Here is a 19179-nt window from a genome sequence, read left to right on the forward strand (position 1 = left end):
GTCGATCCCCTCTCATGTCTCTCCACCAATCAGGGTATAGCCGCTATGGCTGTACGCGGAGCGTGTTCAACGGATAGGTTCCCGCATTGTGACTGTCCCGCGTCCGCACCCGACGAAAGTCAGCTATGACTACCCGCTGGGCGGGCTCGACCCTTTTGATGTCGACGAGCCGCGTACCCAGCACCTTTACGAGGTCAACGGATGGTCGCGGGCCTGGGTGGCCGGGGAGCCGTGGCAGGAGGAGTGCCGGGTCGTCCAGGACGCGCTCCCGGTCGGGTACAAGGCGCTCTCCCTGCTGGAGAAGCTCGCGGTGGTGGTGAACGGGGTGGTACTGCGCGAATGGCCGGAGACGCGTCACCCTGCTGACGGATTGCGTCGATCCACCGATGACGCTCAGCGACTAAGCGTGCGCCGAGAGGCGTGGATGTTCCCGTACCGGCTGGTGCGCCAGGCCGGTGGCGGGGCGAGTGGGTTCGACAGCTACGAGGACGCGATCGCGACGGCGGTCCGGCCCCGCCCGCAGCCGGCCACCGTGCTGGTGTGCCGGGTGCTGGCGCACCAGCGACACGGTCACTGACCCCGGATGGCGGCCGCGACGATGGCCAGCGCCTCGTCCCGGTCGAGCCCCAGCCGGTGCACGGTCTCCGCGTAGGCGAGTGCCGCCTGCCTGGCGCGGGCGCGGCTGTGCTGCCCGGCGGCGCCGACGAAACTGCCCGCCCTGCCCCTGGTCTCGATCAGGCCGGCCTCCTCCAGCTCCCGGTAGGCACGGGCGATCGTGTTCGGGGCGATGCCGAGGTCCGCGGCGAGCGCCCGCACGGTCGGGAGCTTGGTGCCGACCGGCAGGGTCCCTTCGTTGATCTGCCTGGCCAGCTCGGCACGTACCTGCTCGAACGGCGGCACCGGCGAGTCGCCGTCCAGCCGGACGATCATGTCGCCGCCGCGGTCGTCCGTTCCAGCGCGGCGGCGATCAGCTCGGTGAGGTCCTCGGTACCCGGCGGCAGCGCGGTCGCGGGCCACCAGCCGAGGTCCTCCGACTCCGTGCTGCGCACCGGCTGGGCGCCGGCCGGCGCCCGGATCAGGAACCGCACGTCGAAATGCCGGGTCGGCACGCCGAGGGAGCAGGTGATCGGGTGCACGTCGAGGTGTACCGGTTCGGGGTCGATGACCAGTCCGTCCAATCCGGACTCTTCGCGTGCCTCGCGCAGCGCCGCCGTGGCCAGCGAGGTGTCCTCCGGCTCGCAGTGCCCGCCGAGTTGGAGCCAGCGGCCGACCCTCGGGTGCAGCGTGAGCAGCACCCGTTCGCCGGTGTGGTCCAGCACCACGGCCGACGCGGTGAGGTGACCCGCCGCGCAGGACCGCGCGCAGGCGTCCGGCCTGGCCGCGAGGAAGCCGAGATACCCCTGGCGCAGCGATTCCTGTGCCAGTGTGGCCGGCTTCCACGAGTCCAATGTGGACACGGCATCGGCGTGCAGTTCGCCGTTCTGGTTCACCATTCGATCAGCCCCTCGTCGAGTTCGCGTGGCGGGCGTGGCGGTTGCGGGCCGTCCGCGGCATGGCCGATGGCCACCGCGCCGAGTGGCTCCCATTCCGGGCCGAGGCCGAGGACGTCCCGCACCACGTCCGCGGCGAAGATGGTCGAGCCGATCCAGCAGGAACCGAGTCCCTCGGCGGCCAGTGCCACCAGCAGCCCCTGCACCGCGGCCCCGCCCGCGACCGTGAACATCGTGTGCTCGCAGGCATTGCGCCGCTGGTCCGGGTAGGTGTGCGCACCCTCCGTGCGCAGGAAGGGAACCACCACCTCGGGTGCGTCGAACAGGATGTCGCCCTTGCTCAACCGCTTGGCGATCTGCTCCTCGGTGAAGCCGTCGGCGGTCAGGTCGGCACGCCAGGCCGCGCGCATCGCCTCCAGCAGCGTGCGTCGCCGCTCGCTCCCGCGCAACCAGCCGAACCGGACCGGCCGGGTGTGGTGCGGGGCGGGCGCGGTGAGTGCCGTGCCGATGGCCCTGCGCAGCGGTTCCTCGTCGACCGGGTCCGCGCTGAACCGGCGAACCGAGCGGCGCAGCAGCACCGCGTCCCTGCGGCCCTGCTCGACCGCCTCGTTGGCGCCGAGCCGGAACAGGTCTTCCTCGACCGGACGGAGCAGGTCGCGCGCGGTGGAGGAGTCGTCCTCGATCCGCAGCCCGCGTACCACCGCGACCGGGGTGGCACCCAGCTTGCCCTTCACCAGGTCGGCCGCGGAGGCCAGCTCGTCCGCGACGGCGACCTGGGTGACCGCGAGCTCGTTGCCCCGCCCGTCCACGGCGCCGGCGTAGGAGTGCAGCACCCGCAGCCCGGACGCGCCGATCGCGGCGTCGGTCTGGCCGATCCGCCACGCCCGGCCCATGGTGTCGGTGATCAGCACCCCGACCTCGACGCCGAGCCGCTCCCGCAGCCCGCTGCGCAACGCCAGCGCCGAGGCATCCGGGTCGGTCGGCAGCAGGGCGAGCTCGTCCCCGGCCACGTTCGAGGCGTCCACCCCGGAGGCGGCCTGCACGATGCCCAGCCGGTTCTCGGTGATCAACGAGCGGCCGAACCGGGCGATCACCGCGGTGGCCTCCTCCTCGACCAGCTTCCGCCGCGCCGCGTCCCTTGCCTCCGGATCGTCCGGAACGCGGACCAGCCTGCCCTCGATCTTGGAGACGATCTTGCTGGTGACCACGAGCACGTCGCCGGAGCGCAGCCAGCGCGCGGCGTCGGCGATGGCCCCGGTGAGGTCGTCGCCAGGCCGGAACTCCGGCAGGCCCTCGACCGGCAGGATCTCCAACCGGTTCGCCGAGTGGTCGGCCGGCTTCGGGTCAGTCAACATCCACTCCGCACAGTTCGAACGCCGCGCGGGCCATCCGCGCGGTGGCGTCCACATCGGACATCAGCAGCGGCACCCCGCGCACCGCGACACCGGGCACGCTGACCGCCTCGCCGGACTGCACCAGCCAGCCGTCGAGTACCCCCTCCTCGGAGGTCTGCCGGGAACCGTAATGCCTGCCGACCGCTTCCGCGGTGGTTTCCACGCCGATCGCGCCGAGGCAGGCGTCGGCCATGCCGCGCAACGCCCTGCCCTCGATGATCGGGGAGAGGCCGACCACCCCGGCCTCGGTCTTGCGCAGCGCCTCGCGAACACCCGGCACGGACAGCACGGTGCCGACCGAGACCACCGGGTTGGACGGCGCCAGCAGCACGGCATCGGCCTCGCCGATGGCGTCCAGCACGCCGGGCGCGGGCACCGACTCCTCGGCGCCGACCGGCACGATCGTGTGCGCGGGCAGCTCGGCGCGGTAGCGCACCCACCACTCCTGGAAGTGCAGGGCCTTGCGCTGCTCGGGATCATCCGGGTCGTCCACGACGACGTGGGTCTCCACCCGGTCGTCGGACATCGGCAGCAGCCGCAGCCCTGGCTGCCAGCGGGCGCACAACGCCTCGGTCACCGCGGACAGCGGGTAGCCGGCCCGCAGCATCCTGGATCGGATCAGATGCGTGGCGATGTCCTTGTCCCCGAGCCCGAACCAGGTCGGTTCGGCACCGTAGGCCGCCAACTCCTGCTTGACGGTCCAGGTCTCGCCCGCGTGCCCCCAGCCGCGTTCGGTGTCGATGCCCCCGCCGAGGGTGTACATGCAGGTATCCAGGTCCGGGCAGACCCGCAGCCCGTGCATCCACACGTCGTCCCCGGTGTTCACCACCGCGGTGACCTCGTGCGGGACATCCTTCTTCGCCGCCCCCACCGGGGGCAGCCCCAGTGCGGCCTGCACGCCGAGCAGGAAGCGGGCCCCGCCCACTCCGCCGACCAGTACGACAACCTTCACGCCGCCGGATCCTTTCACGCTTTCGCCGGGACCCAGTACCGGTACCGGTGATGTTCGGTGAAACCGAGCCCGCGGTAGAGCGCGAGCGCGGCCGTGTTGTTCGCCTCCACCTGGAGCACGCAGCGGGTGGCGCCGTACCGCGCCGCCCACCGGCCCAGCCCGTTCATCAGCACCGTGCCGAGCCCCCGCCTGCGGTGCGTGGCCACGACGGTCAGCCGGGCGACATGCAGCAGGCTGCCCACCACCGTGCCGCGTGCGGCCCCGACGGTCTCGGTGCCCACCCTCGCCGTGGCGAACCCGACCGGTGCCGTTCCACCGGCCAGCACGTGCCGCTGGGCCCGCCCGGGTGACGCGGTCCCGGCGACCAGCTCCCACCAGGGGGCGCAAGGGGTTTCCGCCACGCTGACCCCGCCGACCCCGCTGCCGGTGGCCCCTGGCTGCTCGGCAGGGCCGAGCAGCACCGAGACCTCGTACCCGGCCTGATGACCTTCGTGGTGCACCCAGCCCGCCGCCGCGACCGCGCGCTCGGTGGCGCTGCCGTCCAGCACCTGAGCCACCGGCTGGATGCCGTGGACGTGGGCGAACTCACATGCGTGTTTCAGCGCCCGCGGCACGCCGGTGCCCGGATCGCCGATCGCCAGCGCACCGTTTGCCCTGCCGGTGAAGCCCGCGGCCGCACGCAGCCGCCACTGGCCCAGCGGCTGGTCGGTGAGCGCGGGCCAGGCATCGGCGCATGCGTTCTCCAACATCTCGGCCTCGTTCACGGTTAGATTGTGGGGGTAACCGAATAGGCCGCGAGCAGGGAGGACCGATGAGCGTCGCACGCAAGGACGACCGGCACAACGAGGACCTGGTCGCCGAGATCGCGGACAACCTGAACCGCAGGCTGAGCACCGAGTCGCGGGAGGACGCCGGAGCGCAGGAGCAGGAGCGGGAGCAGCCCCGGTTCGTGGTCACCGGTGACCGCAGGGTGCAGCCGCGGAAACGCGGGCCGCAGTAGGTTGCGTACTGAGGGTATGGCGGGTGGCCCACGCGCCGACGGCAGCGGGTGACCGCGTAATGTCGACGTCGGGCCAGACCCATGGACGAAACAGCAGGAGAGCCCAGTGACATATGTGATCGCCGAGCCCTGCGTCGACGTGCTCGACAAGGCATGCATCGACGAGTGCCCCGTCGACTGCATCTATGAAGGCGACCGGATGCTCTACATCCATCCCGACGAGTGCGTCGACTGTGGGGCATGCGAGCCGGTCTGTCCGGTCGAGGCCATCTACTACGAGGACGACGTCCCCGACGAGTGGAGCAACTACACCAAGGCGAACGTCGACTTCTTCGACGAGCTCGGTTCACCGGGCGGGGCGTCCAAGGTCGGGAAGACCGCCCACGACCCGCAGTGGATCAAGGACCTGCCGCCGCAGGGCGAATGAGCCTTCCGGCACTGCCCGACTTTCCCTGGGATTTGCTCGCCGGGCAGAAGGCGAGGGCGAGTGCGCACCCCGGCGGGATAGCCGACCTCTCGGTCGGAACGCCGGTGGACCCGGTGCCCCCGCGCATCCGGGAAGCGCTCGCCTCGGTCGCCGAACTGCCCGGCTACCCGACCACACATGGCACCCCCGAGCTGCGCGAGGCCGCGGCGGCGGCGTTGCTGCGCAGGCACGGGGTGTCGGTGCCGCCGGAGGCGGTGCTGCCGACCATCGGCTCCAAGGAGCTCGTCGCCTGGCTACCCAGGCTGCTCGGGGTGGGCGCGGGCGACGTGGTCGCGATCCCCGAGCTGGCCTACCCCACCTACGAGGTGGGTGCCCTGCTCGCCGGCGCCGAGGTGCGCAGGGTGGAGGGACTGACCGCGTTCGGCCCCGAGCGGCCCGCGCTGCTCTGGTTGAACTCACCGGCCAACCCCACCGGGCGCGTGCTCGGCATCGAGCACCTGCGCAAGGTGGTCGACTGGGCGCGGGAGCGGGGCACCATCGTGGTGTCCGACGAGTGCTACCTGGATCTCGGCTGGGAGGCCGAGCCGGTCTCGTTGCTACGTCCGGATGTGCACGGGGGCGACATGGCGGGCCTGCTCGCCGTGCACTCGCTGTCCAAGTCGGCCAACCTGGCGGGTTACCGCGCCGGTTTCGTGACCGGCGACCCCGCGTTGGTGTCCACCCTGCTCGGGGTGCGCAAGCATGCGGGCATGATCGTGCCGCGACCGGTGCAGGAGGCGATGACCGTCGCGCTGGCCGCGGACGACCTGGTCGCCGAGCAGCGGGAGCGCTACGCGGCGCGGCGCGCGGTGCTGCGGCCCGCGCTGGAACGGGCCGGGTTCCGGATCGACCACTCCGAGGCCGGCCTCTACCTGTGGGCAACCAGGGACGAGGACGCGCGCGCGAGCGTCGACCGGCTGGCCGACCGTGGCATCCTGGTCGCCCCCGGAACCTACTACGGCCCCTCCGGGGGCCGGCACGTCCGGGTCGCCCTCACCGCGACCGACGAACGGATCCACGCCGCCGCCGACCGCCTCTGACGCGGTGTGTTTGCCGCTCACGTAGGCGTGTTTGCTCCCCACGCGCGCGAGTTGGCCGCTCACGCGCGCGAGTTTGCTCCCCATGTACGTGAGTTAGTCAAGTGTCGACTCGGGCAGCTAACCAGAGTCCGCGGATCATCCTGCTGGATCGGTGTGCGGGATGGTGAGGAGGACTTTGCCGACCGTGCCTCGCTCGAGGGCGACCTGGGCGTCGGCGATCCGTTCTAACGGGAAGTGGTGCAGCGGTAGCCCGGCCTGTTCCCCCACCCGCAAGGCACCCGCCGCCACGGCCGCCGCGACGTCGGTGACCGCGTGGTCCTTGGCCGCGGGCGGCACCGTGTAGACATAAACGCCCTGCCAGCGCAGGTTGGCCGGCAGCGACTCGAGCACCGGCACAGACAGGTACTCTCCCGTGGTGCCCCCGTAGAAGGCAATGACCGCCCCGCGGGCTGCCACCGCGACGTCGAGCGAGGCGTTGGCCGTCGGCGCGACCTCGACGATGATGTGCACGCCCTCGGGCGCGATGGCCCGGATCGCCACAGCAGCGTCCTGCGCGTGGTAGTCGACTACGTGGTGGGCACCGGCCGCGCGCGCCAGCGCGGCCTTGGCCGGGCCGCTGACGGTGGTGATCACCCGTGCACCGGCCCACCGGGCGAGTTGAACGGCCGCGTTGCCGACCGCGCCGGCGCCGCCCGCCACCAGAACGGTGGCTCCCCGCAACGAGTTCGGCGCGACACGTCCTGAGCCGCCCTCGGCGACGCTCAGCGCGCGATGCGCGGTCAGGGCAGGGATGCCCAATGCCGCGCCAAGCTCGAACGAAGCGTCGCCGGGCAGGACGACCGCCTGCCGGTCGGGGACGACCGTGTACTGCGCGGCCGTACCCCACGCCCGCTGCCAGGCCGCTTCCCAGAGCCACACCCGCTGCCCGACCCGGTCCGGATCCACCTGCGGGCCGATGGCGTCGATCACCCCGGCGCCGTCCTGGTGCGGCACCTGCTCGCGCACGCCCTCCGGAAGGGGGCGCAGGCGGCTGCGCCAGTCCGTGGGGTTGACACCCGAGCTGTGCACCCGAACGCGTACCTCTCCCTGGCCGGGCTCGGGAACCGCGCGTTCGACGATCTGGAAGACCTCGGGTCCACCAGCCGCGGTCCGGACAACGACCTTCATCTCTCACCAATCCTTCGCCGGCCCCACTGCCGCACCGTCGGCGCGCAACCGCTGTGTCGTCTGTCGGTTCGGTGCTCACCAGCACACGCTCGCTGGCCGCACCTCCGCCGAACCCGCGCGAGCACAGACGTATTCCGCATACCCCGGAAGGCGAACACAAAGGAGTCGCCAGACCGGGTAGCGACCGGATCGGTAATCGGTAGGAACACCCAAACCGCCTCGGCCACGATCTCGTCGGGGAAAGCCGTTTTGCTGCTCACGTACCCGAGTTTGCCGTTCAGGTAGGCGAGTTGGCCGTTCCCGACCCCGCGATGCCGCGGTAGAGGAAGTCGGTCAGCAGGTCGATCGCCTCGTCGTCGGGCAGGGTGCGACCGCTGCCGTCGCCGCCGGCCGCCAGCCAGGTCCAGGCGAACTGGTCCAGCAGGCTGTACATGGCGGAGATCACCAGCTCCGGGTCGCCGGGCAGCACCGGAACCCGCTCCAGGTGGTCGCGCAGGTCCTCCCGGTCGGCCGCCATGATCTCGCGCAGCCTGCGGTCGAACTCCGCGTTCACCATCGAGGCCTGCCGGAGCGCGATCATCTCCGGCAGGTGCGCCCGGTAGAAGCGCCAGTAGGCCGCGATATGCCAGCGCACCGCCGCGCGATCGGTGAAGTCGGCGCTGTGCGTGGGGTCCTCGGCGACCGCGCGGTCACCCTCGGCCAGCATGTCGGTCAGCAGGGCGGTGAGCAGTTCCTCCTTGCCCGCGAAGTGGTTGTAGAACGACCCGGCCGCCCGGCCCGCTTCGGCGGTGATGTCGGTGATCTTCGTGTTCAGGTAGCCCTGCCGGGCGAATACGCGCTTGGCCGCCTGCTTCAGCGCCGCCTCGGTCTCGGCCGCCCGCGCCCTCCGGTTCATCGGCACCTCCTTGACGCCGCACGCTAACAGCAGCAAACTGAATTCATATTCACTGAACTGAAATTCACTTGGAGGTGCCCGTGGATATCGAGGTGCTGGTGACCGGAGCGGGTCCGACCGGCCTGACCCTGGCCATCGAGTTGGCCCGGCGGGGTGTCGGGGTGCGGATCGTGGACAAGGCCGGGACGTACTTCGCGGGGTCGCGGGGGGACGGGTTGCAACCGCGCACCCTCGAGGTCTTCGAGGACCTCGGTGTGCTGGACGCGGTACTCGCCGAAGGCGCACCGCAGGCGCCGGTCCGCGCCTACCTGGACGGGGAGTTCGCCGAGGAGCGCCGGATGAGCCCGGTGCTGGAGCCCACCCCGGATGTGCCCTACCCGAACGGCTGGGTGCTCGGCCAGTCCCGGACCGAGCACATCCTGCGCGAGCGCCTTGCCGGGCTGGGCGTGCGGGTGGAGCTCGGTACCGAGCTGACCGGGCTGAGCCAGGACGAGCGGGGCGTGACGGCGACGCTGGCGCACGGCGGCGGGGAACGCACCGTCCGGTGCCGGTACCTGGTCGGGGCCGATGGCGGGAGCAGTTTCGTGCGCAAGTCGCTCGGGGTGGGTTTCCCCGGCGACACCGACGAGTCGGTCCGGATGCTGCTCGGCGACGTTCGCGCGGACGGCCTCGACCACGGCTACGGCCACTGGTTCGCCCGTGCCGAGGACCCGGCCGCCGGCGTCGTGCTCACCCCGCTGCCCGGTGGCGACTGGTTCCAGTTCGCCGCCCCGCTGGGCGGGAGCGACGCGGGCACCGGGCTGGACACCCTGCGGAAGCTCCTGGACGGCGTAAGAGCGCCCGCCGGTGTCCGGTTGCGGGACCTGACGTGGGCGACGGTGTGGCGACCGAACGCGCGGCTGGCCGAGCGGTTCCGGGTGGGCCGGGTGTTCCTGGCGGGCGACGCGGCGCATGTGCACCCGCCGACCGGTGGGCAGGGCCTGAACACCGGGGTGCAGGACGCCTACAACCTCGGCTGGAAGCTGGCCGAGGGCTCACCCGCGTTGCTGGACAGCTACGAGTCCGAGCGGCTGCCGGTCGCCGCCGGTGTGCTCGGGCTGAGCGAACGCCTGCTGCGCAAGTACACCAGCGGCGCGCCGGATGCTCACTACCGCGGTGCGGACACCCGGCAGCTGGACATCAGCTACCGGGAGGACGAAGGGGACGGCCTGTTGCCGGGTGACCGGGCGCCGGACGCGCCGGTCCTGGGGGTCACCGGCAGCCTGCGGCTGTTCGACCTGTTCCGCGGTCCGCACGCCACCCGGCTCACCTTCGGTGCCCCGTGCCCCGGCCCGGAGCCTGGTGTGCACTCCTACGTGGTACTACCGCCCGGTTGCTCGGCGGGCGAGGATTCCGTGGTCGACACCGGCAACCATGCTCACGCCGCCTACCAGGCCACCCGGGGTACGACCGTGCTGATCCGCCCCGATGGCTACCTGGCAGGCCGAGGCGGGGGTGAGCGGAGGTCAGAGTAGGGCGCGGGCGGCGGAGTCGATGTCCTTGACGATGCCGCGCCAGGCCTGGCGGGCCTCGGCGCGGCGGGCGAGTTCCCGCTCCACGATCCGGCCCGCGACGAACGCGACGCCGCCCTCGTGCTCGTCCACCAGGGCGCGGACCCGCTCGGCGGCCACCACGGCGTCCTGATGCTCGCCCAGCACGGTCTGCAGCTCCTTGGTCGCCCCGACCAGCGTCTTGATCCGCTTGGTGCCCTTCTTGCCCGCCGCGGGCCTGGCCAGCTCGGCCGCATAGCGCAAACGCTTGCAGTGGATGCGCAGCTCGTGCAGCTCGTCGTCCGGCGGGTCGGCCGGCAGCGCCCGGACCGCCTTGCGAAACCGCCGGTACGGCTTGCGTAGCGTGCCGACCAGTGCGGCGCCCTTCTCCTTCGCGGTGTCCTCCGCCCGCGCGGCCTCCTGGCCCGCCGCGGAGCCGGTCGCCAGCGCCGCGGTGTCCAGCCGTAGCTGCCGGTACCGCTTACTGTTCAACGCCCTGGTCAGCTTGCCCTTGGACCGGCCGCGCTGCCCGGTGAACACCGCGATCAGCTCCGCGGCGGCCGGCTGGTCCTGCTCCTCGAAGTCCCGCACCACCTCGTGCAGGTGCTCGATCAGGACGTCGTGGTCGCGCACCTCGCCCAACGCGCCACCCAGCCAGCCGAGCTCGACTCGCACCCGTTCGGCGTCCGGCCCGAGCAACTCACCGGAGAGTTTCAGCACGCTGCGCATCCGGCGCACGGCCACCCGCATCTGGTGCAGGTCCTCAGGGTCGGCGCCGGATCTGGTGCCCGGTTCGTACCGCAGTAGCGCCCGCAGCTGCGCGTCCACCTTCGCGCGTACATGCGCGGCCGGCGGGTCCTGTGGTCCCGCGGTCAGGGGCTGGTCCGGCAGGCCGAGCCCGGCCGGGGTGACCGCAGGAGCCTCGGGTGTCGAATCGGTGCTCACCGGGTGAAGGGTAGTTGAACGTGATCGACGAGCACGTCACCCAACTCAGTCATTCGCGTGCAGCGCGGCGTTCAGCTCGATGCCGGTTCCGTCCCGGGGCACGACCTCCACGGAACCGGTGGCCGAATTGCGCCGGAACAGCGCACCGGAGGTACCGGACAGCTCGCGCGCCTTCACCGTCCTGCCCTCCACGGACACCTTGGTGCCCGCGGTGATGTACAGGCCGGCCTCGATCACCGAGTCATCGCCGAGCGAGATGCCCGCGCCGCCGTTCGCGCCGATCAGGCAGCGCTCGCCGATCGAGATCACCTCGCGACCGCCGCCGGAGAGCGTGCCCATGATGGACGCGCCGCCACCGATATCGCTGCCGTCGCCGACCACCACGCCGGCCGAGATCCGGCCCTCCACCATGGACGCGCCCAGCGTGCCCGCGTTGAAGTTGACGAAGCCCTCGTGCATCACGGTGGTGCCACCGGCGAGGTGCGCGCCGAGCCGGACCCGGTCGGCATCGGCGATGCGCACGCCGGTCGGGGTGACGTAGTCCACCATCCGGGGGAACTTGTCCACCCCGTACACGGTGACGTGGCCGCGCGAGCGCAGCCGCAGCCTGGTCGCCTCGAAACCCTCGACCGGGCAGGGGCCGTGACTGGTCCACACGACGTTGGCGAGCAGGCCGAAGATGCCGTCCAGGCTCTGCCCGTTCGGCCGCACCAGCCGGTGGGACAGCAGGTGCAGCCGCAGGTACACCTCGTGCGTGTCGGCGGGCGGCTCGGCGAGCGAGCCGGTGATGACCTTGACCGCCACCACCTCGACGCCGCGGTCGGTGTCCGGGCCGAGCAGCGCCGCGGCCTCCTCGCCGAGAGCCTCGGTCGCCTGCGCGGCGGACAGCCGTTCGGTACCGCTCCGGCCGCCCGCTTCGGTCAGCTTCGGCTGCGGGAACCAGGTGTCCAGCACGGTGCCGCCGGTGGTCACGGCGGCCAGGCCGACGCCGGAGGCGCCGGTGGTCGCGGGGTTGGGGCTGCGCTCAGTCACGGGCTCACTCACGGCGCACACCGTACCCGCCCCGGCATGGGGTCAGCCCGCCGTCGTCCCCGCGCCGAGCAGGTCGCCGAGGGAGCGCTGCACCTCGTGCAGGGCCGTGGCCATATCGGCGAGCGCCTTCGGGCATTCCGGTTCGTCCGCCCCACCCGCCGTGTAGCAGGCGTGTGCCCGGTAGTCCTGGATGCCGCGCTCCAGCTCCCGCCCGTGCTCGGCGAGATCCGGATGCGCCTCGCCCGCGTACTTCTCCGCGGCACCGGGAATGCTGCCCAACTGGGTGACGTACTTCTCACAGCCCGGCGGATCCTGCTCGGTGGGCGCGAGATAGCACTGGTCGACCGCCAGCGCCTCGAGCTTCACGCGCAACGCCCCCGGCCCGGGATCCGGCGCCGGCCGCTCGGGCGTGGGACCCGCCTCGCTGCCGCAACCCGCCAGCAGCGCCAGCAACGTCCCGGCGACGGCGACCTGAACTCCTCGCATGCGCACGCCCTCACCGTACGCATGCCCGGTAGCGTCGCCGAACGTGAGCACCCTTGACCTGCATGCCGACCCGGCCGAGATCACCGCGGCGCTGGTGGACATCGCCAGCGTCTCCGGGGCGGAGGCGGAGATCGCCGACGCCGTCGAGACCGCCCTGCGTGCCCAGGCACCGCATCTGGAGGTGGTGCGCAACGGCGCGGCCGTACTCGCCCGCACCCGGCTCGGCCGACCGTCCAGAGTGGTGCTGGCCGGGCACCTGGACACCGTGCCGGTCAACGAGAACCTGCCGCTGCACCGCACCGGCTCCGGTGCCGGGGAGGTCCTGCACGGGCTCGGCACGGTGGACATGAAGGGCGGGGACGCGGTGTTCCTGCATCTCGCCGCCGCCGTCACCGAGCCCCGGCACGACCTGACCTTCGTCTTCTACGACTGCGAGGAGGTCGAGGCCGCCCGCAACGGGCTCGGCCGGATCGAGCGCGAGCTGCCGGACTGGTTGCGCGGCGACCTCGCGGTGGTGGGCGAACCGTCCAACGCGGTCATCGAGGCCGGCTGCCAGGGAACCCTGCGAGCCGAACTGCGCCGCGCGGGTACGCGGGCGCACACGGCGCGGGCCTGGATGGGCGAGAACGCGATCCACGGGCTGGCCGAACCGCTGCGCAGGCTCGCCGAGTACCGGCCGCGGGTGGTGGACATCGACGGCCTGACCTACCGCGAGGGCCTGCAGGCGGTGCGGGTGGCCGGTGGGGTGGCCGGCAACGTGGTTCCGGACGAGGCCGTGCTGACGGTGAACCACCGCTTCGCGCCGGACCGGAGCCCCGAGCAGGCCGAGCGGCATGTGCGCGAGGTCCTCGACGGCTTCGAGCTGTCCGTTGTGGACGTATCGGGTGGCGCGCTGCCGGGGCTGCACGCGCCGGTGGTGGCCGAGCTGGTGGCTGCGGCGGGTGGGCACGCGGCTGCCAAGCTCGGCTGGACCGACGTGGCGCGGTTCGCCGCGCTCGGTATGCCCGCCGTGAACCTCGGCCCCGGCGACCCCACGCTGGCGCACACCCGGCAGGAGCACGTGGCGGCCGCCGAGATCCGTACGGTCGCCGATGTGCTGCGCGCCTTTGTCGAAGTGCGGCGCTGACTATGGTGGGCCGGGTGAGTGACCAGGGGAACGAAGAAGTGACCGATCGGCAGGTCGAGGGCCAGGTCGAGGACGCCGAGCACCCGCCGGAACGGCACCGGGGGCCGGTGGTGCTCCGGCGGTCCCGGCGGGCCGAGGACAGCACCACCGACCAGCGGCTGCTCGACTCGCGGGGCCCGAGCGACTGGGTGCACACCGACCCGTGGCGGGTGCTGCGGATCCAGGCGGAGTTCGTCGAGGGCTTCGGCGCGCTGGCGGAGGTGCCGAGGGCGGTCACCGTGTTCGGCTCCGCCCGCACCCCGCGGGAGCATCCGGAGTACGAGGCGGGCCGCAAGATCGGCGCCGCGCTGGCGAACTCGGGGTTCGCGGCGATCACCGGTGGCGGTCCCGGCTCGATGGAGGCGGTCAACCGCGGGGCGTCCGAGGCCGGTGGCCTTTCCATCGGGCTCGGGATCGAGCTGCCGTTCGAGCAGGGCATGAATCCCTGGGTCGACCTCGGGGTGAACTTCCGCTACTTCTTCACCCGCAAGACCATGTTCATCAAGTATGCCCAGGCTTTCATCTGCCTGCCCGGTGGTTTCGGCACGCTGGACGAGCTGTTCGAGGCGCTGACCCTGGTGCAGACGAAGAAGGTGACCAAGTTCCCCGTGGTGCTGTTCGGCAGCTCGTACTGGGGCGGTCTGCACGACTGGATCCGGGACACCGTGCTCAGCGAGGGCAAGATCGGTGCGCGGGACGCGGCCCTGCTGCACCTCACCGACGACATCGACGACGCGGTCCAGATCGTGCTGGAGGCCTATCGCGCGTGGGAGGAAACGCACTAGTGAAGAGCATCTGCGTGTTCTGCGGCTCGTCCGACGGCCGCGGCTCGGAGTACATGGAACAGGCCGCCGCGCTCGGCGGGATGCTCGCCAGGCGGGACATCACGCTGGTCTACGGCGGCGCGAGCGTGGGCATCATGGGGGTCGTCGCGGACGCCGCGCTGGCTGAGGGCGGCACGGTGTTCGGGGTCATCCCGGAACAACTGGTACGGGCCGAGGTCGCCCACGAGGGGCTGACCGAGCTGCATGTGGTGGCGGACATGCACCAGCGCAAAGCGAAGATGTCCGCGCTGTCCGACGGTTTCCTCGCGCTGCCGGGTGGCGCCGGCACGCTGGAGGAGCTGTTCGAGGTGTGGACCTGGGCGCAGCTGGGCCTGCACGGCAAGCCGATCGGGCTGGTGGACACCGGCGGCTACTACCGCAAGCTGGTCGAGTTCGTCGACCACATGCTCGTCGAGGGATTCCTCCGGCCGAGCACCCGCGAGCTGCTCGCCGTCGACCCCGATCCGGCCGTGTTGCTGGACAAGTTCGCCGGCATGGACGGTGCGTAGCTACGCGGCGGCCTCGCCGGGGCGCTGGTGGTAGTTGTCCACGTACTCCTGGCCGGACAACTCCATCAGCGCGTACATGATCTCGTCGGTCACCCCGCGCCGGATCGCGGGCGAGGCTTCCAGCCCGGCATAGCGGGAGAAGCCCAGCGGCTCGCCGAAGCGCACCCGCACCCTGGCAACCCGCGGCAGCCGGGCGCCCGCGGGCCGCACCCGCTCGGTGCCGTGCAGGGCCACCGGCACCACCTTCGCGCCGGTGGCCAGCGCGAGCGCGGCGACACCGGTGTGCCCGCGGTGCAGCCTGCCGTCCAGCGAGCGCGTCCCCTCCGGGTAGATCCCGAACACGCCGCCCGCTTCCAGCACCTTGCGGCCTGCCTCCAGCGCGGCGAGCCCCGCCTTGGCATCGCCCCGCCGCACCGGGACGTACCCGAGCGCGTCGAGGAACGCCGCCAGCGCCCGCCCCCGCGGGCCCGTGCCGGTGAAGTACTCGGCCTTGCCGAGGAACCGCACCCGGCGCGGCGTGACGAGCGACAGCACCGCCGTGTCGACGGCCGCCCGGTGGTTGGCCGCGAGCACCACCGGGCCCTCCGCGGGCACCAGCTCGGTCCCGGACACCTCGGGCCGGTAGACCAGCCTGGCAAGCGGGGCCAGGGACAGCCGAATGAGCGTGTGCAGCACGATCCCTCCCGCGGTGGTCTCCGTCCAGCATGGCACGATCGGCGGATACGAGGTCACGAGCGCTGGAGGCGGGCATGGACGAAGCGTGGTTCGCCCGGCGCACCTGGCAGGATCCGCGCTGGCCCCACCGGGACCTCATGCGTGCCAAGGGCGACCGGACCGTCTCGGTGGTGCTGCCCGCGCTGAACGAGGAGCACACCGTCGGTGCCGTGGTCGGTTCGGTGCTCCCGCTGCTCGGCACGCTGGTGGACGAGATCGTGGTCGCCGACTCCGGCTCGACCGACCGCACCGCCGAGGCCGCGGCCGCCGCCGGGGCCAGGGTGGTGCACCGGGAGGACGTGCTGCCGGAGTTCGAACCGCTGCCCGGCAAGGGCGAGGTGCTGTGGCGGTCACTCGCCGCGACCAGCGGTGACCTCCTCGTGTTCCTGGACTCCGATCTGGTCGAGCCGCATCCGGACTTCGTGCCGATGCTGCTCGGCCCGCTGCTGCTGGCCGGGGACGTGCACCTGGTGAAGGGTTTCTACCGGCGCCCGTTGCGGCTGGAGAGTGACGAGTTAGGCACCGGCGGCGGCCGGGTGACCGAGCTGCTGGCCCGCCCGGTGCTGGCCGCGCTGCGCCCCGCGCTGTCCGGGCTGGTGCAGCCGCTCGGCGGGGAGTACGCGGCCAGCAGGCGGTTGCTGGAGTCGGTCCCGTTCGCCGCGGGGTACGGGGTGGAGATCGGCCTGCTGCTGGACACCGAGTCCCGGTACGGGCTGGACGCGCTCGCGCAGGTCAACCTCGGGGTGCGTAAACACCGCAACCGCTCGCTGCTGCAACTGGGGGTGATGGCGCGGCAGATCCTGGGCACGGCGCTGGACCGCTGCGGTGTCGACGTGGGCGAGGCCGCCGGGCTGACCCAGTTCGTGCAGGTCGCGGGGGAGTGGCTGCCGGACACCCAGCGGGTGCTGGTGGCCGATCGGCCGCCGATGCGGGAGGTGCTCGCCGCGCGGGGTTGATCCCCTCCACCGGTGGCGTGTGCCACGATCGTCGGGTGACCACCGCGCTGATCTACCTCATCGTCATGCTGCTTGTCGCGGCTGTGGTGTTCCTGCTGGCCGCCGTCGTGTTCGGCAGGGGGGAGGAGCTCGCGCCGCTGGCTCCCGGCAGTTCCCCGACCCGGTTGCCCGCCGAGGACCTGACCGGCGAGGATGTGACCTCGGTGAAGTTCCAGCTCGTGCTGCGTGGGTACAAGATGTCCGAAGTGGACTGGGTGTTGCGGCGACTCGGCACCGAGATCGACGACCTGCGCGCCAGGATCGTCGAACTGGAGGCCGAACGCGAGGCGGCTCGATGACCGATGTGGGAGTGTCGGTCGACGTCGCCGCGCCCGCGGGGACCACCTGGCTGGCGCTGACCGACTGGGAGCGCCAGGGCGAGTGGATGCTCGGCACGGAGGTACGGGTGGTCGAGGGCAACGGGCGCAGCGTGGGCTCGCGGCTCGCCGCCTTCACCGGGGTGGCCCGCCTCGGCTTCACCGACACGATGGAGATCACCCACTGGGAACCGCCGATCCGCTGCACGGTGCGGCATCTCGGCAAGGTGGTCCGCGGCACCGGTACCTTTCACGTGCGGGAGAACGGGCCCCACCGGTCCGTGCTGATCTGGTCCGAACAACTGACCCTGCCGTTCGGGCCGCTGGGCAAACTCGGCTGGCCCGTGGTGAAGCCCGCGTTCTCCGCGGGGTTGTGGTACTCGTTACGCCACTTCGCTCGGTTCGCCGAGCACTACCGGATGGGGGCCTGATGGAACTGATCGGCGCGGACGGCGTACCGCGGTGTTCCTGGGGCAATTCCGCCCCCGACTACGCCACGTACCACGACGAGGAATGGGGTTTCCCGTTGCGCGGGGAGAGCGCCTTGTTCGAGCGGGTCACCCTGGAGTCGTTCCAGTCCGGATTGTCCTGGCTGGTGATCCTGCGCAAGCGGGAGAACTTCCGCAGGGCGTTCGCCGGGTTCGACCCGGAACGGGTGGCCCAATTCACCGACGCCGATGTCAGCGGGTTGCTCGCGGACGCGTCGATCGTGCGCAACCGGGCCAAGATCGAGGCGGCGGTCACCAACGCCCGCGCGACCGTGGAACTGGACCAGCCGCTGGACGAGTTGCTCTGGTCCTTCGCCCCCGACCCCGGCAGCCACCGGCGTCCGGCCTCGATGGCGGAGATGCCCGCGGTGACGCCGGAGTCGAAGGCGATGGCCAAGACGTTGAAGAAGCGCGGTTTCACCTTCGTCGGGCCCACCACCTGCTACGCGATGATGCAGGCCACCGGCATGGTCGACGACCACGTCCATGGCTGCTTCCGCGCCTCGTGAACGGCGTCTACGCGCCGGTGAAGTTCGGTGGGCGCTTGGCGACGAAGGCTTCGACGGCCTCGCTGTGGTCCGCGGTGGCGCCGAGCGCGGCCTGCGCGGCGTCCTCGGCGGCCAGCGCCTCGTCCAGGGTGCTTTCCGCGGCCGTGGTCAGCACGTCCTTGATCCGGGCGTAGGCGGCCGTCGGCCCGGCGGCCAGCCTGGCCGCGACCTGCTGCGCCCGCTCGGCCAGTTCCCCTTCCGGCACGACCTCGCCGACCAGGCCGATCCGCAGCGCCTCCTCGGCGTCCACCGTCCGGGCCAGCAGCATCAGCTCCGCCGCCCGGCCGTAGCCGACCAGCCGCTGCAACGTCCAGGAGGCGCCGGAGTCGGGGCCGAGGCCGACGTTCGCGAACGCCATCAGGAAGCTCGCCGAGGTCGCCGCGATCCGCAGGTCGCTGGCGTAGGCGAAGGCGGCGCCCGCGCCGGCCGCGGAGCCGTTCACCGCGGAGATCACCGGCTTCGGCATCCGCACGATGGTCCGGACGATCGGGTTGTAGTGCTCGGCGACCGTGCGCAGCGGCGCGGAGTCCCCCGCCTGCAGCAGCCCGACGTGTTCCTTGAGGTCCTGACCCGCACAGAAGGCCTTGCCCGCCCCGGTGAGCACGACCGCACGCACCGTGTCCTCCGCGGCCGCGGCGCGGAGCGCGTCCAGCAGCCGCTCCTTGAGTTCGACGGTCAACGAGTTGTAGGACTTGGGGCGGTTGAGCGTCAGCGTGCGTACACCGTCGGTGTCGGCGGTCAGCAGTACGTCCTCGGTCGTCACGAAATTTCCTCCTGAAAGTGGGTCGGTCAGCGAGTGTGGCACCCCTGTGAAGCGCATACCAGCACCTATGCAACACGAAAAGATCGGTCCGCGTTCGCGGTCGCTCAGTGATAGGGGAGAATGGTCACAACCCGGTTGCTTTGGCGAGCGCGAGCCGGGCGCGCCGGTTGAGACGAAAGGGAACGCTATGGCGGCCATGAAGCCTCGGACTGGAGACGGACCCCTCGAAGTGACCAAGGAGGGGCGGGGCCTCGTGATGCGCGTGCCGCTCGAGGGCGGTGGGCGTCTCGTCGTCGAGCTGTCGGCCGAAGAGGCGAAGGACCTCGGAGCTGCGCTGCAGGAGGCCACTGGCTGAGCCGAACCCGACATTTTCCTGCCAGCTTCCTGCCAGCGCTGGGATTCCGCCAACCTGGCTCTTTCCGGCGCGCGCGGAATTGCGCGCCGCCAACCGATATCTGGA

General features: G+C 71.7%; 25 protein-coding genes. 13 read left to right on the forward strand and 12 right to left on the reverse strand.

Annotated elements, in window-relative coordinates; translation table 11 throughout:
- The first annotated feature begins 88 nt into the window (after positions 1-88).
- Positions 89-577 carry a hypothetical protein gene (locus FB471_RS22815; protein WP_142000437.1) on the forward strand — a complete coding sequence of 163 codons (489 nt, stop codon included), beginning with the start codon at positions 89-91 and terminating at the stop codon, positions 575-577.
- Here the strand turns inward: FB471_RS22815 and FB471_RS22820 are convergent.
- Genes FB471_RS22820 through FB471_RS22840 form a run of 5 tightly spaced genes read right to left on the reverse strand, consistent with a single transcriptional unit; the run spans position 571 to position 4600 of the window.
- Positions 571-930: a GntR family transcriptional regulator gene (locus tag FB471_RS22820; RefSeq protein ID WP_142000438.1), complete on the reverse strand. Its 360-nt coding sequence runs from the start codon at positions 928-930 to the stop codon at positions 571-573. The two genes, FB471_RS22815 and FB471_RS22820, sit on opposite strands and share 7 nt — an antisense overlap.
- A complete protein-coding gene (locus tag FB471_RS22825) occupies positions 927-1493 on the reverse strand; it encodes an NUDIX hydrolase (protein ID WP_142000439.1) in 567 nt (188 codons plus the stop codon). The genes FB471_RS22820 and FB471_RS22825 overlap by 4 nt, the downstream gene beginning before the upstream one ends.
- Entirely contained in the window at positions 1487-2845 is a 1359-nt protein-coding gene (locus FB471_RS22830) for a coenzyme F420-0:L-glutamate ligase (protein ID WP_142000440.1), read from the reverse strand. Before FB471_RS22830 ends, FB471_RS22825 begins: the two co-directional genes overlap by 7 nt.
- Positions 2835-3836: a 2-phospho-L-lactate transferase gene (cofD, locus tag FB471_RS22835; protein WP_142000441.1), complete on the reverse strand. Its 1002-nt coding sequence runs from the start codon at positions 3834-3836 to the stop codon at positions 2835-2837. Before cofD ends, FB471_RS22830 begins: the two co-directional genes overlap by 11 nt.
- 14 nt (positions 3837-3850) lie before the next feature.
- Complete coding sequence (locus FB471_RS22840; RefSeq protein ID WP_142000442.1) at positions 3851-4600, reverse strand: GNAT family N-acetyltransferase; 750 nt, start codon at positions 4598-4600, stop codon at positions 3851-3853.
- Between the two features lie 47 nt (positions 4601-4647).
- Between FB471_RS22840 and FB471_RS22845 the strand changes: the two genes are divergently transcribed.
- The 3 genes from FB471_RS22845 to dapC all read left to right on the forward strand — a co-directional run bounded on the left by FB471_RS22845 (position 4648) and on the right by dapC (position 6342).
- Complete coding sequence (locus FB471_RS22845; RefSeq protein WP_142000443.1) at positions 4648-4836, forward strand: hypothetical protein; 189 nt, start codon at positions 4648-4650, stop codon at positions 4834-4836.
- A 106-nt stretch (positions 4837-4942) separates the two neighbouring features.
- Positions 4943-5263, forward strand: coding sequence for a ferredoxin (gene fdxA, locus FB471_RS22850; protein WP_142000444.1), 321 nt, complete (start codon positions 4943-4945; stop codon positions 5261-5263).
- Positions 5260-6342, forward strand: coding sequence for a succinyldiaminopimelate transaminase (gene dapC, locus FB471_RS22855; protein ID WP_142000445.1), 1083 nt, complete (start codon positions 5260-5262; stop codon positions 6340-6342). The genes fdxA and dapC overlap by 4 nt, the downstream gene beginning before the upstream one ends.
- 135 nt (positions 6343-6477) lie before the next feature.
- On the opposite strand, the gene FB471_RS22860 is transcribed toward dapC, so the two are convergent.
- Both FB471_RS22860 and FB471_RS22865 read right to left on the reverse strand, forming a co-directional pair.
- On the reverse strand, positions 6478-7509 hold the full coding sequence (locus FB471_RS22860; protein WP_211358104.1) for an NADPH:quinone reductase: 1032 nt from the start codon (positions 7507-7509) through the stop codon (positions 6478-6480).
- Positions 7510-7786: 277 nt separating this feature from the next.
- On the reverse strand, positions 7787-8404 hold the full coding sequence (locus FB471_RS22865) for a TetR/AcrR family transcriptional regulator (protein ID WP_142000446.1): 618 nt from the start codon (positions 8402-8404) through the stop codon (positions 7787-7789).
- An 80-nt stretch (positions 8405-8484) separates the two neighbouring features.
- On the opposite strand from FB471_RS22865, the gene FB471_RS22870 reads away from it, so the two are divergent.
- Positions 8485-9918, forward strand: coding sequence for an FAD-dependent monooxygenase (locus FB471_RS22870; RefSeq protein WP_211358105.1), 1434 nt, complete (start codon positions 8485-8487; stop codon positions 9916-9918).
- Here FB471_RS22870 and FB471_RS22875 read toward each other — a convergent pair.
- The 3 genes from FB471_RS22875 to FB471_RS22885 are packed head-to-tail and all read right to left on the reverse strand — an operon-like array spanning position 9910 to position 12396.
- Positions 9910-10878: a CHAD domain-containing protein gene (locus FB471_RS22875; protein ID WP_142000447.1), complete on the reverse strand. Its 969-nt coding sequence runs from the start codon at positions 10876-10878 to the stop codon at positions 9910-9912. The genes FB471_RS22870 and FB471_RS22875 overlap by 9 nt on opposite strands.
- A gap of 45 nt (positions 10879-10923) precedes the next feature.
- Positions 10924-11910, reverse strand: a complete 987-nt coding sequence (gene dapD, locus FB471_RS22880) for a 2,3,4,5-tetrahydropyridine-2,6-dicarboxylate N-succinyltransferase (RefSeq protein WP_142002319.1) — start codon at positions 11908-11910, stop codon at positions 10924-10926.
- Positions 11911-11952: 42 nt separating this feature from the next.
- Positions 11953-12396: a hypothetical protein gene (locus FB471_RS22885; RefSeq protein WP_142002321.1), complete on the reverse strand. Its 444-nt coding sequence runs from the start codon at positions 12394-12396 to the stop codon at positions 11953-11955.
- A 43-nt stretch (positions 12397-12439) separates the two neighbouring features.
- Here FB471_RS22885 and dapE point away from each other — a divergent pair, with 43 nt between their 5' ends.
- Genes dapE through FB471_RS22900 form a run of 3 tightly spaced genes read left to right on the forward strand, consistent with a single transcriptional unit; the run spans position 12440 to position 14894 of the window.
- Positions 12440-13522, forward strand: coding sequence for a succinyl-diaminopimelate desuccinylase (dapE, locus tag FB471_RS22890; RefSeq protein ID WP_142000448.1), 1083 nt, complete (start codon positions 12440-12442; stop codon positions 13520-13522).
- Between the two features lie 38 nt (positions 13523-13560).
- A complete protein-coding gene (locus FB471_RS22895) occupies positions 13561-14346 on the forward strand; it encodes an LOG family protein (RefSeq protein ID WP_142002323.1) in 786 nt (261 codons plus the stop codon).
- Entirely contained in the window at positions 14346-14894 is a 549-nt protein-coding gene (locus tag FB471_RS22900; protein WP_142000449.1) for an LOG family protein, read from the forward strand. The genes FB471_RS22895 and FB471_RS22900 overlap by 1 nt, the downstream gene beginning before the upstream one ends.
- On the opposite strand, the gene FB471_RS22905 is transcribed toward FB471_RS22900, so the two are convergent.
- Positions 14895-15569: a lysophospholipid acyltransferase family protein gene (locus tag FB471_RS22905; RefSeq protein WP_142002325.1), complete on the reverse strand. Its 675-nt coding sequence runs from the start codon at positions 15567-15569 to the stop codon at positions 14895-14897.
- Between the two features lie 74 nt (positions 15570-15643).
- On the opposite strand from FB471_RS22905, the gene FB471_RS22910 reads away from it, so the two are divergent.
- The 4 genes from FB471_RS22910 to FB471_RS22925 are packed head-to-tail and all read left to right on the forward strand — an operon-like array spanning position 15644 to position 17917.
- Complete coding sequence (locus tag FB471_RS22910; RefSeq protein WP_142000450.1) at positions 15644-16564, forward strand: glucosyl-3-phosphoglycerate synthase; 921 nt, start codon at positions 15644-15646, stop codon at positions 16562-16564.
- A gap of 35 nt (positions 16565-16599) precedes the next feature.
- Positions 16600-16902, forward strand: coding sequence for a DivIVA domain-containing protein (locus FB471_RS22915; protein WP_142000451.1), 303 nt, complete (start codon positions 16600-16602; stop codon positions 16900-16902).
- The gene (locus FB471_RS22920) at positions 16899-17351 is read left to right on the forward strand and encodes an SRPBCC family protein (RefSeq protein ID WP_142000452.1); all 453 of its coding nucleotides are present in this window, start codon (positions 16899-16901) and stop codon (positions 17349-17351) included. The genes FB471_RS22915 and FB471_RS22920 overlap by 4 nt, the downstream gene beginning before the upstream one ends.
- The gene (locus FB471_RS22925; RefSeq protein ID WP_142000453.1) at positions 17351-17917 is read left to right on the forward strand and encodes a DNA-3-methyladenine glycosylase I; all 567 of its coding nucleotides are present in this window, start codon (positions 17351-17353) and stop codon (positions 17915-17917) included. Before FB471_RS22920 ends, FB471_RS22925 begins: the two co-directional genes overlap by 1 nt.
- Positions 17918-17924: 7 nt before the next feature.
- On the opposite strand, the gene FB471_RS22930 is transcribed toward FB471_RS22925, so the two are convergent.
- Positions 17925-18719 (reverse strand): enoyl-CoA hydratase-related protein, encoded by a 795-nt coding sequence (locus FB471_RS22930; RefSeq protein WP_142000454.1) that lies wholly within the window; start codon positions 18717-18719, stop codon positions 17925-17927.
- A 187-nt stretch (positions 18720-18906) separates the two neighbouring features.
- Here FB471_RS22930 and FB471_RS22935 point away from each other — a divergent pair, with 187 nt between their 5' ends.
- The gene (locus FB471_RS22935; RefSeq protein ID WP_142000455.1) at positions 18907-19074 is read left to right on the forward strand and encodes a DUF3117 domain-containing protein; all 168 of its coding nucleotides are present in this window, start codon (positions 18907-18909) and stop codon (positions 19072-19074) included.
- Positions 19075-19179 lie beyond the last annotated feature (105 nt).

Origin of the sequence: Amycolatopsis cihanbeyliensis (assembly GCF_006715045.1) — a bacterium.
Classification (GTDB): Bacteria; Actinomycetota; Actinomycetes; order Mycobacteriales; family Pseudonocardiaceae; genus Amycolatopsis; species Amycolatopsis cihanbeyliensis.

Excerpts from the sequence above, each read along its gene's own strand:
- dapC (WP_142000445.1), top strand. The coding sequence starts at position 5,260 with ATGAGCCTTCCGGCACTGCCCGACTTTCCCTGGGATTTGCTCGCCGGG.
- FB471_RS22925 (WP_142000453.1), top strand. The coding sequence starts at position 17,351 with ATGGAACTGATCGGCGCGGACGGCGTACCGCGGTGTTCCTGGGGCAAT.
- FB471_RS22935 (WP_142000455.1), top strand. The coding sequence starts at position 18,907 with ATGGCGGCCATGAAGCCTCGGACTGGAGACGGACCCCTCGAAGTGACC.
- FB471_RS22910 (WP_142000450.1), top strand. The coding sequence starts at position 15,644 with ATGGACGAAGCGTGGTTCGCCCGGCGCACCTGGCAGGATCCGCGCTGG.
- FB471_RS22865 (WP_142000446.1), bottom strand. The coding sequence starts at position 8,404 with ATGAACCGGAGGGCGCGGGCGGCCGAGACCGAGGCGGCGCTGAAGCAG.
- FB471_RS22920 (WP_142000452.1), top strand. The coding sequence starts at position 16,899 with ATGACCGATGTGGGAGTGTCGGTCGACGTCGCCGCGCCCGCGGGGACC.
- FB471_RS22820 (WP_142000438.1), bottom strand. The coding sequence starts at position 930 with ATGATCGTCCGGCTGGACGGCGACTCGCCGGTGCCGCCGTTCGAGCAG.
- FB471_RS22825 (WP_142000439.1), bottom strand. The coding sequence starts at position 1,493 with ATGGTGAACCAGAACGGCGAACTGCACGCCGATGCCGTGTCCACATTG.
- FB471_RS22860 (WP_211358104.1), bottom strand. The coding sequence starts at position 7,509 with ATGAAGGTCGTTGTCCGGACCGCGGCTGGTGGACCCGAGGTCTTCCAG.
- FB471_RS22845 (WP_142000443.1), top strand. The coding sequence starts at position 4,648 with ATGAGCGTCGCACGCAAGGACGACCGGCACAACGAGGACCTGGTCGCC.
- FB471_RS22885 (WP_142002321.1), bottom strand. The coding sequence starts at position 12,396 with ATGCGAGGAGTTCAGGTCGCCGTCGCCGGGACGTTGCTGGCGCTGCTG.
- FB471_RS22830 (WP_142000440.1), bottom strand. The coding sequence starts at position 2,845 with ATGTTGACTGACCCGAAGCCGGCCGACCACTCGGCGAACCGGTTGGAG.